Annotated in this window: 16 protein-coding genes; 15 read left to right on the forward strand and 1 reads right to left on the reverse strand. The window is 57.4% G+C overall.

Features of this window, described 5'->3' with window-relative positions; translation table 11 throughout:
- Positions 1-219 precede the first annotated feature (219 nt).
- From J122_RS09705 to queF, 3 genes are read left to right on the forward strand one after another with little or no spacing between them, the layout of a single operon-like run.
- Positions 220-1,170, forward strand: coding sequence for an ABC transporter ATP-binding protein (locus tag J122_RS09705; RefSeq protein WP_061332121.1), 951 nt, complete (start codon positions 220-222; stop codon positions 1,168-1,170).
- On the forward strand, positions 1,167-1,940 hold the full coding sequence (locus J122_RS09710; RefSeq protein ID WP_061332123.1) for an ABC transporter permease: 774 nt from the start codon (positions 1,167-1,169) through the stop codon (positions 1,938-1,940). Before J122_RS09705 ends, J122_RS09710 begins: the two co-directional genes overlap by 4 nt.
- An 18-nt stretch (positions 1,941-1,958) precedes the next feature.
- Positions 1,959-2,777, forward strand: coding sequence for an NADPH-dependent 7-cyano-7-deazaguanine reductase QueF (queF, locus tag J122_RS09715; RefSeq protein WP_061332125.1), 819 nt, complete (start codon positions 1,959-1,961; stop codon positions 2,775-2,777).
- Here the strand turns inward: queF and J122_RS09720 are convergent, their stop codons facing one another.
- Positions 2,778-4,217 (reverse strand): adenylate/guanylate cyclase domain-containing protein, encoded by a 1,440-nt coding sequence (locus J122_RS09720; RefSeq protein WP_058091113.1) that lies wholly within the window; start codon positions 4,215-4,217, stop codon positions 2,778-2,780.
- 222 nt (positions 4,218-4,439) lie between these two features.
- Here J122_RS09720 and J122_RS09725 point away from each other — a divergent pair, with 222 nt between their 5' ends.
- The 12 genes from J122_RS09725 (at position 4,440) to flgL (ending at position 16,552) form a co-directional block, all read left to right on the forward strand.
- A complete protein-coding gene (locus tag J122_RS09725) occupies positions 4,440-5,015 on the forward strand; it encodes a nitroreductase (RefSeq protein WP_061332127.1) in 576 nt (191 codons plus the stop codon).
- Between the two features lie 234 nt (positions 5,016-5,249).
- Positions 5,250-5,648 carry a flagellar basal body rod protein FlgB gene (gene flgB / locus J122_RS09730; protein ID WP_058091111.1) on the forward strand — a complete coding sequence of 133 codons (399 nt, stop codon included), beginning with the start codon at positions 5,250-5,252 and terminating at the stop codon, positions 5,646-5,648.
- A 32-nt stretch (positions 5,649-5,680) separates the two neighbouring features.
- A complete protein-coding gene (flgC, locus tag J122_RS09735) occupies positions 5,681-6,133 on the forward strand; it encodes a flagellar basal body rod protein FlgC (RefSeq protein ID WP_061332129.1) in 453 nt (150 codons plus the stop codon).
- Between the two features lie 17 nt (positions 6,134-6,150).
- Positions 6,151-6,828, forward strand: coding sequence for a flagellar hook assembly protein FlgD (locus J122_RS09740; protein ID WP_061332131.1), 678 nt, complete (start codon positions 6,151-6,153; stop codon positions 6,826-6,828).
- A 28-nt stretch (positions 6,829-6,856) separates the two neighbouring features.
- Positions 6,857-8,758 (forward strand): flagellar hook protein FlgE, encoded by a 1,902-nt coding sequence (locus J122_RS09745; protein WP_061332133.1) that lies wholly within the window; start codon positions 6,857-6,859, stop codon positions 8,756-8,758.
- A 73-nt stretch (positions 8,759-8,831) separates the two neighbouring features.
- Positions 8,832-9,584: a flagellar basal body rod protein FlgF gene (locus J122_RS09750; RefSeq protein ID WP_058091107.1), complete on the forward strand. Its 753-nt coding sequence runs from the start codon at positions 8,832-8,834 to the stop codon at positions 9,582-9,584.
- Positions 9,585-9,662: 78 nt separating this feature from the next.
- Entirely contained in the window at positions 9,663-10,451 is a 789-nt protein-coding gene (gene flgG, locus J122_RS09755) for a flagellar basal-body rod protein FlgG (RefSeq protein WP_058091106.1), read from the forward strand.
- Positions 10,452-10,454: 3 nt separating this feature from the next.
- Positions 10,455-11,156: a flagellar basal body L-ring protein FlgH gene (flgH, locus tag J122_RS09760; protein ID WP_061332135.1), complete on the forward strand. Its 702-nt coding sequence runs from the start codon at positions 10,455-10,457 to the stop codon at positions 11,154-11,156.
- Positions 11,153-12,247: a flagellar basal body P-ring protein FlgI gene (locus J122_RS09765; RefSeq protein ID WP_061332137.1), complete on the forward strand. Its 1,095-nt coding sequence runs from the start codon at positions 11,153-11,155 to the stop codon at positions 12,245-12,247. Before flgH ends, J122_RS09765 begins: the two co-directional genes overlap by 4 nt.
- Before the next feature lie 8 nt (positions 12,248-12,255).
- Entirely contained in the window at positions 12,256-13,251 is a 996-nt protein-coding gene (gene flgJ, locus J122_RS09770) for a flagellar assembly peptidoglycan hydrolase FlgJ (RefSeq protein WP_061332139.1), read from the forward strand.
- A 6-nt stretch (positions 13,252-13,257) separates the two neighbouring features.
- The gene (gene flgK, locus J122_RS09775) at positions 13,258-15,288 is read left to right on the forward strand and encodes a flagellar hook-associated protein FlgK (RefSeq protein WP_061332141.1); all 2,031 of its coding nucleotides are present in this window, start codon (positions 13,258-13,260) and stop codon (positions 15,286-15,288) included.
- A gap of 16 nt (positions 15,289-15,304) precedes the next feature.
- Complete coding sequence (flgL, locus tag J122_RS09780; RefSeq protein ID WP_061332143.1) at positions 15,305-16,552, forward strand: flagellar hook-associated protein FlgL; 1,248 nt, start codon at positions 15,305-15,307, stop codon at positions 16,550-16,552.
- Positions 16,553-16,602 lie beyond the last annotated feature (50 nt).

Raw genomic sequence — 16,602 nt, forward strand, 5'->3', positions numbered from 1 at the left:
CATCCGGTGCCGGGTGTCAGGCTTTTTGTAAGTTGTTGTAACAGCATTATAGGGAGGGCGGCAGAGGTATATCGGGAAACCTGTCGCAGTTTCTGCGTTTGCCGGTGGTCTGCCTGGTTGTGCTCACCCCCCTTGATTTTCGTCAGATCGCCACAATCACCTAGCTCTCTACCTATTTGCCGGTTTCGGCACACGTTCCTCTCAGATAACGGTTTGGTTATGACCTACGCATTGGAAATTGAAGGGCTGGTCAAAAGCTACAGCAGTGGCTTTCAGGCGCTTAAGGGGATTGATCTTCAGGTACAGGAAGGCGATTTTTTCGCACTTCTGGGCCCGAATGGTGCTGGAAAATCCACCACCCTGGGCATTGTGTCTTCGTTGGTGAACAAATCCGGTGGGCGGGTGAAGGTGTTCGGCCATGACATCGATACCGAACTGTCCGCCGCGAAGCTGAACCTTGGCGTGGTACCACAGGAGTTCAATTTCAACCAGTTTGAAAAGGTCTTCGACATAGTCACCACTCAGGCCGGTTACTACGGCATTCCCCTCAAGCAGGCCAGGATCTCGGCGGAGAAGTACCTCCGGAAACTGGGCTTGTGGGACAAGCGAGACACCCCGTCGCGGATGCTGTCTGGCGGTATGAAGCGGCGGCTGATGATTGCCCGTGCGCTGGTGCATGAACCACGCCTGCTGATTCTCGATGAGCCCACCGCCGGCGTTGATATCGAACTGCGCCGTTCTATGTGGCAGTTCCTGGAAGAAATGAACCGCCAGGGCACCACGATCATTCTGACCACTCATTATCTTGAAGAAGCCGAGGCGCTTTGCCGCAATATTGCGATCATTGACCACGGGGAGATTATCCGGCACACCAGCAAGCGCGAGCTGCTTAAACAGCTGAGTGTGGAAACATTCGTGCTGGATCTCGAGCAGCCCGTTGATGCCGCCCCGGAGCTCGAAGGCTTTCATTGCGAACTCAACGACGACGGGGCACTGGAGGCCGAGGTGGCCAAAGGGCAGGGCCTGAACGCCCTGTTTGTTGAGCTGGAAAAGCAGGGCATCAAGGTAATCAGCATGCGCACCAAAGCCAACCGGCTGGAAGAGCTGTTCGTGCGCATGGTGGAAGATAACGCCCGTGAGACCAACCGGCAGGCGGAGGTGACGGCGTGACCTTGCATGCTTTGTGGACCGCATTCTGTACCATTGTACTTCGAGAGATTCGCCGGTTTACCCGGATATGGCCCCAGACTCTGTTGCCGCCTGCGGTCACCATGACGCTGTATTTTATTATCTTCGGCAACCTGATCGGCTCGAGCATTGGTGAAATGGGTGGGTTCGACTATATGCAGTTCATTGTGCCGGGGCTGATCATGATGGCGGTGATCACCAACTCCTACGCCAACGTGGTGTCATCGTTTTTTTCCATGAAGTTTCAGCGCAGCATTGAGGAGCTTCTGGTGTCGCCGGTTCCAAACTGGACTATCCTGGCCGGTTACGTGGCGGGCGGTATGGCCCGGGGGCTGAGTATTGGCCTGGTGGTTACCTTGCTGTCTCTTGCCTTCACCCGGTTATCGATTCACAGCCTGCCCATGGTGGTGGTGACGGTATTCCTGACATCGGCGTTGTTTTCCCTGGGTGGCTTCATCAATGCCATGCTGGCGACCAAGTTTGACGATATTTCCATTGTGCCCACGTTTGTGCTGACGCCGCTGACGTACCTTGGTGGGGTGTTCTACAGCATCGATATGTTGCCGGGGTTCTGGCAGGACGTGTCGATGGCCAACCCTATACTCTATATGGTGAATGGTTTCCGATTCGGCATACTGGGTGTCTCAGACGTTAATCCGTTTGTCTCCCTTGGTATGATTCTGGTTTTCATTGTCCTTTTGGCGACCATTGCACTGCGTATGCTTGCCCGGGGCAAGGGTATCCGCCACTGAAAGGTTTCAGGTAAAACTATGGCTTTGCACAATGCGCCGCTGGGTAAGTCCAGCGACTATCCGGATCAGTACGATCCGTCCCTGTTGTTCCCGGTTGCCCGTGAGGAAAACCGCCGCCGTATCGGGCTGGAGGATGGCCGCTGGCCATGGTTTGGTGAGGACCTCTGGCAGGCGTGGGAGATATCCTGGTTGCGCCCGGGCGGCGTGCCAGCAGTTGCCTGGGGGGAGATCCGTTTTCCGGCGGCGTCGCCGTCGATTATCGAAAGCAAATCCCTGAAGCTCTACCTGAATTCCCTGAACCAGGCGGTGTTCTCATCGGCGGATCAGGTTGCCGAGACCATTACCGCAGACCTGTCCAGTGCCTGTGGTGCCGCCGTGACTGTGCGGCTGTTCAGTGTCGACGAATCCGCGCCTGCGGAAGGTCGGCCGCAGGGCTATGAGCTGATTGATGACGAGCCGGTAGACGATGTGGTTTACGAATACTCGGCGGATTCACTCAGCGCTGGCGAGGAAGTGGTCAGCGAGCAGCTGTGTTCCCACCTGCTGAAAAGCAATTGCCCGGTCACTGGTCAGCCTGACTGGGCCAGCGTGTTCGTTCGTTATACCGGCCCGAAGATAGACCGTGCGGGTTTGCTGCGTTACGTGGTCAGTTTCCGCCAGAAGCAGGATTTCCATGAGCACTGTGTGGAAACCGTGTTTACGGATTTGATGGCCCGGTGCCAGCCAACGGAATTGATGGTTTGTGCCCGGTACACGCGGCGTGGAGGGCTGGATATCAACCCATGGCGCAGTACCCGTGCAGAGGGTGATGCCGGACCGAGGTTGGTCCGGCAGTAGTTAGTCGGCGTCGTCTTCCTGACGCAGCCGGTCGGCTGCGTCTTCCAGGGCGGCGAGTACGTCTCTGCGTTCCCTTTCGGTGATCTTGTCGGAGTCCAGGTACATGGCAAAGCCGCTGTGTTCATGCTCCAGGAAGCTGCGGTTCGGGCCCATGTCCCGGCGGAAGTCCACCACCTCGTAAATGGGCACCGGCTTGCCGAAGCCCTTCACGGTGATCTCGCCTTTGTCCCGGCACATGATGCGATCTTTGATCAGAGAGAAGGTCTCGTAGGACACCAGAATCTCGCCAGGTTCTGCGAGGCTTTCCAGCCGGCTGGCCAGGTTCACCTCCTTGCCGATAATGGTGTAGTCCATCCGGTTTTCGGCGCCAAAGTTACCCACCGTGGTGTACCCGGTGCTGATACCCATACGGATCTCAAGCGGGGTTTTGATGCCCTGGCTCCGCCATTTCTGGCGCATGATCTTCATATGCTTGCGCATGTCGATGGCCATCGACACACAGGCGAAAGCATCTTCTCGCTGGCCGCGGCTGGTCGGGTCGCCAAAGAAGATCATGATGGAATCGCCAACGAATTTATCGATGGTGCCGCCGTATCGGAGAGCGACTTCTGACATTTCATTGAAGTAGTGATTGAGCAGTTCGGTCAGGGCTTCGGGTTCCATTTCTTCAGACAGTTCGGTGAAGCCCTTGATGTCGGAGAAGAACACGGCCAGTTTTTTGCGCTGGGTTTCCAGGCGAACGTCACGCTCGCCGGTAAAAATGGATTGCCAGACCTGCGGGGACAGGTATTTGGATAGCTTGTGGGAGAGTGCGATGGACTGTTCGCGCTGGTTCTGGATCTGGGTTTTTGCCAGCAGTAGCGTGCGGGCCTGCTGGTGGGAATAGTAGGCGGTTACGCAAATATAGACGCCGGTAGAGGCCAGGGCCAGGATGCTGGTCAGCAGTGGCGATTGCAGGCTGTCGGCAACGCCAAAGGTAGCTGCAGACGCCGCAAGTGAGGCGAGCATGAGTACGGTGCCGAACAGCCACTGGCGGATACCGCCCACAATCAGGCAACTGAACATCAGCATTAACAATATGGACACCGAGGGAATGGCAATCAGGCCGATAAGGCCGATGAAGGTGCCACCAATAACGCAGTCGAGAAACAGCATCTTCTGCCGGATTCGTGGTGAGCGGCGAAGAAACGTACGCCTGGTCAGCAAATGGGCGATGTGCGGCCAGGTAAGTGCGCCGGCCACAAACCACAGCAACCATTGCTGAAACACGCCCTGGAGGATTCCGGCGACAATAATCGCGGCCGTTGCGGTGTAGGCGATGATTCGGCCGTTATAATCCGGCATGGGCGGAATGGCCACGGTGTGGTCGTGGATGTCCGCGGAAGCGAGCTTACCCGCGCTGCTGGCGACATTGCGCAAATCGGCCTGTGCGCTCATCATGTCAGAACCGAGTCTTCCCGGTGGCAGGAATACAGGGCCCTGCAGTTGCGAAAAGCTTGTTGGTCACTCATTGTATGCCGCCGAACACGTTATCGTTGTTGGTGGTTATTTTTCTATGTGTAGTTACTACTAAAGGTTAACAGTATTACGTATAACCCACAATTCGCTGAGGCATCTTTGCCCTTAGGGCAACAGATACAGCCATCTTGACTGTGAGCCAGTATGACGTCTGTAACCCGATTTTTACTCGAAAGAGCATCCGAACCACGATTAGAAGACCCGGCACCGCCGCGGAGTATAGTTGATGTGGCCCTTCAGTGTGCCGCCAGGGCACCGGACCATGCCTTACTGAGGCCATGGCGCTATCTTGTGGTGGAAGGGGATGCCCGGCAGGCCCTGGGAGACCTGTTCGCCAAGGCATGTCCTGATAGCGCCAGTGAGCAGGAAATCGAGAAAGCCCGGCGGGCGCCGCTGCGGGCACCGATGGTGATCGTAGGAATCGCAACGCCCAAATCCCACCCGAAAGTGCCGGAGGTCGAACAGCTTATGTCTGCCGCATCGGGCATGAGCTTTCTCGGCCTTGCCCTGCAGGATGCTGGTTTTGGCGTGATGTGGCGTACCGGGGGTGTGGCCTACCATCCCGATGTGCTTGAAGGGTTGGGTTTAAAGCCCGGGGAAACGGTCGTCGGCTTCCTGTATACCGGTACGGTGTCGGTTGAGAAACCTTCAGTGCCACGCCCGGCTACCGGGGATTTTGTAAAGGTCTGGCGTGGGCCCGGGCGCCAGGAAAGTTGGTGAGCTTCCCGCTGATGTTTTGATAGCGGCAATCCGTTTAACCGCCAAGGGAAATGGTTTGCCGCCTTTGCTCTGAACCCTTCTCCGTTGCCGCTCAAAATCTGATCGCATCCCTCCAGAAGCCCTGGCGCCCAAGCACTCTCGAAAACTGGCACCACCTTTGCTTTGACACTTCCAGAACGCAAATCCGGCAAGCCGCCGTTCAAGCGGTGCCGGTGCAGAATTCCGGAGGCAGTCATGGCAATTACATTTGATAAGGCATTGGGTATTCACGAGCACGCACTTCAGGCCCGGGTGCAGCGTGCGGAAGTACTCGCCAACAACCTGGCCAATGCCGATACCCCGGGCTACAAGGCACGGGATATCGATTTCAGGGCGATGATGCAGAAAGCTCAGGAGTCGGTCAGTGGTCTGCAAATGGCGACCACGCACCAAGGCCACATGGACACCTCCAGCCCCGGCAGTGACGGCGAGTTGCTTTACCGCAATCCGCACCAGCCGTCTGTCGACGGCAATACCGTGGATGCCCAGGAAGAGCAGAGCCGCTTCATGCGCAATGCCATGGACTACCAGGCCAGCTTCCAGTTTTTGAGCAGCAAGTTTTCCGGACTGACCAAAGCCCTGAAGGGTGAGTAAGCCGCAGTCATTTACGATTTGAGGAGATTGCCATGTCACTGGGCAACATTTTTGACATCGCCGGTTCCGGCATGACCGCACAATCCCTGCGGCTGAATACCACGGCTTCCAACATTGCGAACGCCGAGACTGCCAGTTCCAGCACAGAGAATGCTTACCGGGCGCGCAAACCGGTCTTCGCCGCCATTCAGCAGGCCATGCTGAATCCGGGCCAACAGCAGAGTTTCGGCACCAGCCTGAATGAAGGTCCCGGCGCCGGTGTGCGGGTTGAGGGGATTCTCGAAAGCGATGCAGAGTTGCAGATGCGCTACGAGCCTAACCACCCTGCTGCCAATGAAGACGGTTACGTGTTCTACCCGAACGTGAATGTGGTTGAGGAAATGGCAGACATGATGTCTTCCTCCCGCAGTTTCCAGATGAACGTGGACGTGATGAACACTGCCAAGTCCATGATGCAACGAATCCTGACGCTGGGTCAGCAGTAAATAGTGAGGAGTGAGTCATGAGTGCAGTGAATTCGGCTTCGGCCTCAGACGTACTGAGCCAGTATCGGATCAATCAGGACGACAAGGCCCGGGGCGGCAGCGAGCTTGGCAAAGACGCCTTTATGGAACTGATGCTCGCCCAGCTTAAGAACCAGAACCCGTTAGAGCCCCAGGACAACGGCGATTTTATCTCCCAGCTGGCGCAGTTCAGTTCCCTGGAGGAGATGCAGAACCTGTCGGGCACCGTTGAGGATGTGGCCGGACAGTTCCGTTCCAGTCAGGCGCTGCAGGCGTCTGCAATGGTTGGCAAGACCGTTCTTGCGCCTTCCAATGTGGGAATTTTGGGCAATGATGGCGAGATTACCGGAACCATCGAAGTGCCGGCATCTACCGGTGGGCTGCGCTTGTCGGTAATGAACCAGAGCGGTGAGCTGGTGCGCCAGATTGATATGGGCAGCAGCCAGGCCGGTGTGGTGTCGTTCCGTTGGGATGGCGAGGACGGCAACGGCAATCCTTTGCCGCCTGGGCCGTACCAGATTGTCGCGCAGGGCTCTTATCCATCCGGCCCTGAGCAACTGGGCACCATGGTTAGCGCCAATGTGGACAGTGTGTCCCTGGGTAAGGGTGGTTCGATCACTCTCAATCTTGCCGGTATGGGCTCCATTGCCCTGTCCGACGTCAAACAAATTAACTGATCCGGTGTCAGACCAGGAGGTATAAGTCATGGCATTTAATACAGGTTTGAGCGGCCTTCGGGCGGCCTCGGTTGATCTGGATGTCACCGGCAACAACATTGCCAACGCCAGCACGGTGGGCTTCAAAGGCAGCAAGGTACAGTTCGGTGATTTGTACGCCAGCGGCTTTCTGAGTGGCGGCACCAACCCGATCGGTGATGGCGTGCGCGTGCAGGACGTCAAGCAGTCCTTCGGCCAGGGCAACATCAGCTTTACCGATAACGGCCTGGACATGGCCATCAGTGGTGATGGTTTCTTTATCCTGAACAACAACGGTGAAATCCGTTATTCCCGGGCCGGCCAGTTCGGTATCGATAAAGACGGTTTTGTGACCAACAACCAGAACATGCGGGTTCAGGGTTTTACCGCGGATGATGACGGCAACCTGTCTGGTATTCGGGGTGATCTGCAGATTGAAACTGACAACCTGGCTCCGCGCCGTACCACCAATCTGCGATCCGATCTGAACCTGGACTCCCGGCAATCTGTGCTGGAAAGCCGGGTGGTGGACTTCCAAACGGTTTCCATGGGTGATCTGACCGTAGACGATGTGTTCCGTATCGCCTATTCAGATGGCACCAACTCGCCAGACATCACCATCCCTGCCGGTTCCACCGCGAGAGACGCTGCGGGCATCATCAATCAGCAGCGCGGGTTGTCGGCCTCTGCCACCACGGCGGTCACCCTTGGTCAGGAATTCTCGATTACTGATCTGGAAGATGCATTAGCGGCCGGCGATACTGAATTCCGGATAGAGCTGGATGGCCAGAATGTGCCTATCTCACTCAGCGGGGTCAGTTCATTGCAGGGGCTGGTAGACGCCATCAACGCCTCTAGCGCCACAAGCCTGTCTGCCTCCCTGGTTGATGGTGGAAGCGATATCCGGATTATTGATAACCGTGGTTCAAATGTGGGTATCAGTTTTGCCAGCACCGATGCGGGGGTCAACCAGCCTCTTGAGGTGTTCCAGGGTGACGTGAACATTCAGTCTGATCGCACGGTTCAGGACATTCTTCCGGCTGGTGCGAGCAGCGAGATTGCCGATGCCTTTGCAGGTGGCGACCTGCGGATTACCAATTCCTTCAATCCCCTTGATCAGAGAACCTACAACCACGCCACCTCAACCACCATTTTTGACAGCCTGGGTAATTCCCACGAACTGACCCAGTTCTTCGTCAAGAATCCTTCGCCTGGCAACGGCATCGGTGTCAGTGAGTGGTCGGTCTATCTGCAAATCGACGGTGAGCTGGTAGCTGGTACCGATACTTCACCTTACACTGCCCGCTTTAACGAGGACGGCACCCTGCAGTCCATCAATGGTGATCCAAACGGCGAGATAGTGATCACTGACTGGATTCCGAAAGACCCGAACGGTGAACCGAATGGCGCAGATGGCCCACCACTGCCGGGTGAAGAGGTTGTTACGCCTATTCCCGAGCCGCCAACAACCTCAGCCTTCGTGGTGGACCTTGGGAATACCACCCAATATGGCGCCAATTTCGGTGTCAACGACCAGCGCCAGAACGGCTACAGCACCGGCCGTTTGTCTGGCCTGGACGTGTCTGACCAGGGTGTGATCTTTGCCCGATATACCAACGGCCAATCCAAATCATTGGGGCAGGTGGCGTTGGCATCGTTCAACAACACCAATGGGCTGTCACCGGTGGGTGAAACCACCTGGGTGGAAACCTTTGAGTCTGGCCAGCCGATTATCGGCGCACCGGATACCGGTACCCTGGGTTCCATTAAGGCAAGCTCGGTGGAAGAGTCCAACGTGGACCTCTCCGCAGAGCTGGTCAACCTGATCATTGCCCAGCGCAATTACCAGGCTAACGCCAAGACCATTGAAACCTCCGATGCGGTCACCCAGACCATCATCAACCTCCGGTAACGCCCTTCCATAAACATGGCATGACTCCTGCAGGATGACTGGAAACAGTCAAAATTCCGGCAGGAGTTTGCCCATGGACAAAGCTCTTTATATTGGAATGTCTGGCGCCAAGCAGAACATGCTGGCCCAGCGTGCCCATGCCAATAACCTGGCAAACGTGAACACCACCGGTTTCAAAAAGGATTTTGCCCAGGCCCGCAGTATGCCTGTCTTTGGTGAACACCATCCCACCCGCGCCTACGCCATGACCGAGCGCCCCGGCACCGATCTCTCTGCTGGCGCCCTGATGGACACCGGTCGCAAGCTGGACGTTGCCGTAGAGGGCGATGGCTGGCTGGCAGTGCAGAACGATCTGGGTGAAGAGGTGTTTACCCGCAGCGGCAGCCTCCAGGTGGATGTAAACGGCCTGGTTCGCCTCGCCAGCGGTGAGCTGGTGCTGGGCAATGGTGGCCCCGTGGCCCTGCCGCCCTTTGACAACCTGCAGGTGGGGGCAGATGGCACCATCTCTATTGTGCCCGTCGGTGGCCCGCCGGATCAGCTGGTGGAAGTGGACCGCCTGAAACTGGTGAACCCGCCCGGCAATGCCCTCGAGAAGGGGCTGGATGGATTCATCCGCCGCAAGCCGGATCAGGCCCTCGATGGCCCGGAGCCGCCGGATGCCGCTATGCGCGTCGCCACTGGTTTTTTGGAAAGTTCGAACGTTAATGCTGTGGAAGAAATGATTGCCAACCTGCAGTTATCCCGTCAGTACGAGATGCAGGTGAAGGTCATGTCGACTGCCAACGAGAATTCCGAGGCTGCGGCACGACTGTTGCAGAACCTTTGATAACACTGAGATCAGATCATCCACTGGCCACAAGCGGCAAAGAATCGCCGCTGCAGCCGGCGGGTAAGGAGTAGAGCAATGCATCCAGCACTTTGGGTCAGCAAAACCGGGTTGAGCGCACAGGACACCAACATGTCCACCATCTCAAACAACCTGGCAAACGTGAATACCACGGGCTTCAAGCGTGACCGGGCGGTATTCCAGGATCTCCTGTACCAGATCAACCGGCAGCCGGGCGGTCTGAGCACTGAGAACACCGAGCTTCCGTCTGGCCTGCAACTGGGTACCGGGGTGAGGGTGGTTGGCACTGCCAAGCAGTTCAGCCAGGGCAACCTGCAGATTACCGATCAGCCGCTGGACCTGGCCGTGAATGGCCGTGGCTTCTTCCAGATTGAGCTGCCGGATGGCCAGATTGCCTATACCCGGGATGGTCAGTTCCAGTTGAATGCCGACGGCGATGTGGTAACGCCGGATGGTTACCCGCTGGAACCCAACATCAACGTGCCGGAAGACGCGACCAACATCACGATTGGTAAGGATGGCACCGTCACTGTGGTGACCGATGACCAGGCTGCGCCAATCAACCTTGGCCAGATCACCCTGGTGGACTTCATCAACCCCCAGGGCTTGCAGGCCATCGGCAACAACCTGTTCAAGGAAACCAACGCCAGTGGCGATCCGGCAGAGGGTGAGCCTGGCCTGGCCGGTCTGGGAAATATCGAGCAGGGCACCATTGAGTCATCCAACGTCGAAGTGGTGGAAGAACTGGTCAATATGATCACCACCCAACGGGCCTATGAGATGAACTCCAAGGTGGTCTCCACCACCGATCAGATGCTCCAGTTCATTACCAATAACATCGGGTAAGTTATGAACATCATTCATCACACCTTCAAGAAAGAACGGTTCGCCACCCTGGCACTGGTGGGTGTGCTGATTGTTCTGCAGGGCTGCACCGCCATGAGTCGCCCACGGGCACTGCCAGACGACCCGGCATACGCACCGGTGCGCGCCCAGGCCATGATGCAGCGTGACCCGGACTCCGGCGCCATTTTCCAGCCGGCCCGTAACTACAACCTGTACGGTGATACCAAGGCGCTGAACATCGGTGATGTGTTGACTGTGACCCTGCAGGAATCAACCCGTGCCAGCAAGAGCGCCGAAACCAGTATCACCAAAGATCAGGAGCTGAACATTCCGGAGCCGAGCATCTTTGGTAAGGCCAACATTGGCCTGAATGCCAGGGCGAACTTTGAGCGGGACTTCAACGGTTCTGCAGAGGCGGACCAGAGCAACAGCCTGGCCGGCAGCATCACCGTCACCGTCACGGAAGTTCTGCCCAACGGTGTCCTGCGCGTTCGTGGTGAAAAGTGGCTGTCGCTGACCAACGGCGACGAGTACATACGCCTGACCGGTATGGTGCGGCCGCAGGATATCAAGCCGGATAATACCGTGGCCTCCAACCGGGTAGCGGATGCCCGCTTTGCCTATGGCGGCACCGGTGATTTCGACCAGGCTAACCAGATGGGCTGGCTGGCGCGGTTCTTCAACAGTGAGTGGTGGCCGCTATGATGCGCCGAATGATTGCTGTGTTCGCGTTGCTGGCAGTGTGTGCCTCTCCGGTGATGGCTGACCGCCTGAAGGATCTGGCCAAGGTAAAAGGTGTCCGCAACAACCAGTTGATCGGTTACGGCCTGGTGGTGGGCCTGGACGGTACCGGCGATAAAGCGCCGTTCACCAACCAGACCTTCCGCAACATGATGAATCAGTTCGGCATAACTCTGCCGGATGGCGTTAACCCGAACCTGGCTAATGTGGCGGCGGTTACCGTCAGTGCCACTTTGCCGCCTTTTGCCAAATCCGGCCAGGAGCTGGACATCACCGTGTCTTCCATCGGTAACGCAGACAGCCTGCGGGGTGGCACGCTTCTGATGACGCCGCTCAAAGGCGCTGATGGCCAAGTCTATGCCATGGCCCAGGGCAGCCTGGTGGTGGGTGGCTTCGGTGCCCAGGGGCAGGACGGCTCCCGGATTACGGTGAACGTGCCCAGTGTTGGCCGGATTCCCAACGGTGCCACCATCGAGCGGGAAGTGGAATCGCCGTTTACCCGTGGCGACACCATAACCTTCAACCTGATGAGAGCCGACTTCACCACCGCCCGCCGGGTAGTGGAAGCCATCAACGATACGCTTGGGCCGGATATGGCCTACGCCCACGATGCAACCGCGATTTCCGTGCGGGCTCCCCGCGACCCATCGCAGCGGGTCAGCTTCCTGTCGATTCTCGAGAACATTGAAGTGGAGCCGGCTGAGGAGGCCGCGCGGGTGGTCATTAACAGCCGCACCGGCACCATTGTGGTTGGCCAGAATGTGCGGGTCAGCCCGGCGGCGGTCACCCACGGCAATCTGACGGTGACGATTCAGGAAAACCCGGAAGTGGTGCAGCCCAATCCGTTTGCCCAGGGTGACACTGCGTTGCAGCAAAACACCCAGATAGCGGTGACGGAAGACCCGGCCAGAATGTTCCAGTTTGGCCCTGCCACCACACTTAATGAGATCGTTCAGGCCGTTAACCAGGTGGGAGCGGCCCCCGGGGATGTCATGGCCGTACTCGAAGCCCTGAAAACAGCCGGCGCTCTGCGTGCCGAGCTGATCGTGATCTAGGTGTAGCCATGCAGGACTATCGCGTACAACAGGCCGAGATCTACACCGACTTCAGTGGGCTGAACGCCCTGAAGACCCAGGCGAGATCGGATAAACAGGCAGCCCTGGAGCAGGTGGCGCGCCAGTTTGAAAGTCTGTTTCTGGCGGAGATGCTGAAATCCATGCGTAAGGCCGGGGAGGCCTTTGCCGAGGGTAATTACCTCAACAGCAACGAATCCGAGTTCTACCGGGACATGTTCGACAGCCAGGTCAGTTTGAGCATGTCTGGCGGCAGTGGAACAGGTCTTGCGGAGGCGCTGGTCCGGCAACTGAGCCGCGATGTGCCCGGCATGGCCAGTAATGGCGAGCGGCTGGCGGGGCACAAGGCCACCCTGGCGGACTATGACCGCAGTATGCCGGCGATATCCCGCAACTTGCCAGAGCAGCTGAAGGCCATCGATGAAATGACTCAGGCGGCCGAACAGAAGCAGCCCGAGCAAACCGTGACGGCGGCAGAGTTACCATTGACCTTTGAATCACCGGAGCACTTTGTCGCTGAGTTGATGCCATTTGCCGAGCGCATCGGTAAGGAAAGCGGCATTGACCCAAGGTTGATGGTGGCCCAGGCGGCGCTGGAAACCGGTTGGGGGCGCCACATGATCAAAGGGGATGGCGACCAGCCCAGTTTCAATCTGTTCGGTATCAAGGCCGATACCCGCTGGGGCGGTGACGCCGTGACCATCACCACCACCGAATTCCGTGGCGGTGTGCCCATGAAGGAGCGCGCTGACTTCCGGGCTTACCCGGATTACGAGGCGAGCTTCAGGGATTACGTGGATTTCCTTCACAGCAACCCCCGGTACCGGGATGTGCTGTCGTCAGCCGACCAGCCTGAAGTCTTTGCAGACAAGCTTCAGGAAGCCGGCTATGCAACTGATCCGGAGTATGGTTCCAAGATTCGCCGGATTATGAACAGGGATTCTCTGATGACGCTGTCCATGAACAGCGACGTGCCGAGGGAGTAAAGCATCATGGCAGGGTTGATCGGAATCGGTTTGACCGGGGTGCTCAGTCATCAGACAGCGCTGAACACCACCGCCAATAACATCACCAATGCAAACACTCCGGGTTACAGCCGGCAGGAAGTGCAATTCGATACCCAGGAAGGGCGGCGTACGGGTGCCGGTACCATTGGCAGCGGGGTGTCCATTTCAAACATTCGCCGGCTGGCGGATGAGTACCTGACCCAGCAGTTGCGGGAAGACAGCACGCTGTTCGGGGAGCAGAACGCCCTGAACGCTGAGCTGACCCGGCTGGATAACCTGCTGGGGGGCGAAAGCACGGGGTTGAACAATGCCCTGAACAATTTCTTCGCGGCCCTGCAGAATGCAGCGGAAGACCCGGCTTCACTGCCTCAACGCCAGCTGGTGCTTAGTGAGGCCCAGCAGGTGGTGAATCGCTTCCAGGCGCTCAACCAGGAATTTATCCAGCAACGGGAATCGGTTAAAACCCAGATGCAGCAGGGCGTGAAAGACGCCAATTCCCTGCTCAAGAGCATCGCCGATCTGAACCTGGCTATTTCTGAGTCTCCGGGCCTGGCCCAGGGCAAGATGCCCCTGGAGCTGATGGACAAGCGGGATCAGAAGCTCAAGGAGTTGTCGGAACTGGTGGGCATTCGGGTTACCCAGACAGAGGGTAGCCAAGTGAATGTGTCACTGGCTAATGGCTTGTCGCTGGTAACCGGCGCCAATGCCTCCGAATTTGCCACCCGGACCAGTGCAGAAGACCCCACCCGCCTGGAGTTCACCCTGACCACCAGTGGCCGCACCCTGCAGGTGGATGAGCAGATCAATGGCGGCAAACTCGGCGGCCTGCGGCGGTTTGACCAGGAGGCCCTGAAACCCGCGTTTGATGAGTTGGGTCGGTTGGCCGTTGCGATTTCAGCGTCCATCAACCATCAGCATGAAATCGGGATGGATCTTGAGGGTGATCTGGGAGGTAACTTCTTTACGGATGTTAACGACATCGGGCTTCAGCGCAGTAGAGTTGTGCCCAACGCTAACAATGCAGATCCCAAAAATGGCCAGCTGGCGGTTGAGATTACCGATAGCAGCCTTTTACCAGCGGGCACCTGGACATTGCAGTTCAGTGGTGACGGCCGCAACTTCGAGCTGATCGATTCCGCCACTGGCAAAACCGTCAACCAGGGCCGACTGCCAGACCCGGTACAGTCCGAGATTTCCATGCCCGGTTTTAATATCCGGGTGGAAGGCGGGCAGTTCAATGCGGGCGACAAGTACCTGATCCAGCCGAGTCGAAATGCCGCTGAGAATATTAAGCTGAACGTTCTGCGGGAAGAAGATCTGGCGTTCGCCAGCCCGATCCGGGCTAGCGCGGATGACGCCAACCTCGGGACAGCCAAGATCAATCAGGGCAACATGCTGAACGTTCGCAACCCGAACACCAATGCCCTGTTGCCGGGGTTTGAAACCCGGGGCGAGCTGGCGAACGGGCCATTGGAGATACGATTCAGCAATGATGGCACCGACGTTACCTACACCATATTTGATGGTAATGGTGACCCGTTGAATCCTGCGAACCTGGCCTATGATCCGCAGCGGATCAACACCATTTTCAGTAACGATCCGACCGCCGGCGACCTCTATCAGGGCTACCAGTTCGAAATGACCGGCGAGCCGGCCGACGGTGATGTGTTCACCATTGGCTATAACAGCAACGGCATTTCCGACAACCGAAATGCTGAGCTGCTGGCTGCCTTGGGTACCGCCAATACGTTGAACGGTGGCCGGCAAAGCTTCACCGAGGGCTATGCGGGCCTGGTCGAGGATATCGGCGTCAAAACACGCCAGAGCCAGCTTGATAAAGAGGCTGGTAAAACGTTACTGGAGCAATCCAATAACCAACGTGAATCGATCTCCGGCGTGAACCTGGATGAGGAAGCCGGCAAGCTGATTCAGTATCAGGCGGCCTATAACGCGTCGGCACAGGTTATGTCTGTAGCGCAGGATCTGTTCAACACCTTGTTGCAGAGCTTCCGGTAAGGCGAGGTAAACGAAAATGATCCGGATTTCATCTCAGCAGATTTTCTCTGGCGGCATCAGCCGGATGCAGGACGTGAACAGCAACCTGGTGAAAACCCAGGAGCAGATTTCCACTGGCAAAAAGGTCAACCGGCCCTCCGATGATCCAGTGGCTGCGGCGCGCATCCTGAAGCTCAATCAGGAGGTCAAGCGCATTGAGACCTACGAGCGCAACGCCAACCTCGCCGACAACCGCATCAAGCAGGAGGAGAGCACCCTGTCCAGCGCGGTGGATATCATCCAGCGGGTGCGGGAACTGACCGTTCAGGCGGGTAGCGGCTCGTTATCTGCCAACGATCGCCAATCCATTTCAGCAGAGCTGAAGGAGCGGCTGGGCCAGCTGGCGAACATTGCCAACACCCGGGATGCCTCCGGTGAATACATTTTCAGCGGCTTTCAGGGCAGTACCCCGGCATTCGCCAAGGACGACTTTGGCGCCTGGAAATATCAGGGTGATGAGGGCCAGCGGGTACTCGAAATAGATGACGGCGTGACAGTTCCGATCAGCGACCATGGCAAGGGTATTTTTGTGAACGTGCCAGCGGCGGTTTCTGTTACTGGTTCGGATGACGGCACGGGCACCGGTGTTGCTGCCCAGGGTTATGTGTCCGGGTTGGAGCTGATTGCACCGAAAGACCTGAGAGACGCGTTCAGCCCGGCGGTTCCCGATGACCTGACGGTGAGGGTGATTGATGTTGGTGGCGGCAATCTGAATATCGAAGTGGAGGATCCGCGTACAGGCACGATTTTGACGACACAACCCTCGCCGGCGGTGCCTGGTGAGGAGTTTGTGGTCGCTGGTCTGCGTATGACCGTTAACGATGCCGCCGATGGTGACGAATTTACACTGGGTATCAGCGACAAGCAGTCCATCTTCGGCACCATCGAGAAACTGATCGCTGGTCTGGACAGCATCGACAAGGCGACACCAAAATCCAGCGCCGAGTACGATGCGCTCATTGCGGAATCGTTGACTAACCTGGACAACGGCCAGGAGTCCATCATTCTCAAGCAAACTGAACTGGGTGGCCGGTTGAATGCCATCGAATCCACTTCGTCATTTCTGGAGGATTCGGGGCTGTACACCAAGGAAATACGTTCACAGTTGCAAGACGTGGATTATGCCGAGGCCATCAGTAACCTGAGCTTCCAGAGCTTTGTGTTACAGGCCGCCCAGCAGTCGTTTGCGCAGATCTCCAGGCTCTCTTTGTTTGATCGTCTGTAATTGGCTGAGGCGGTAGGAGATTTTTACTCCCCGCCCGGTTGCTTTCAGAT

The organism is Marinobacter excellens LAMA 842, assembly GCF_001574445.1.
In the GTDB taxonomy this organism is placed as follows: Bacteria; Pseudomonadota; Gammaproteobacteria; order Pseudomonadales; family Oleiphilaceae; genus Marinobacter; species Marinobacter shengliensis.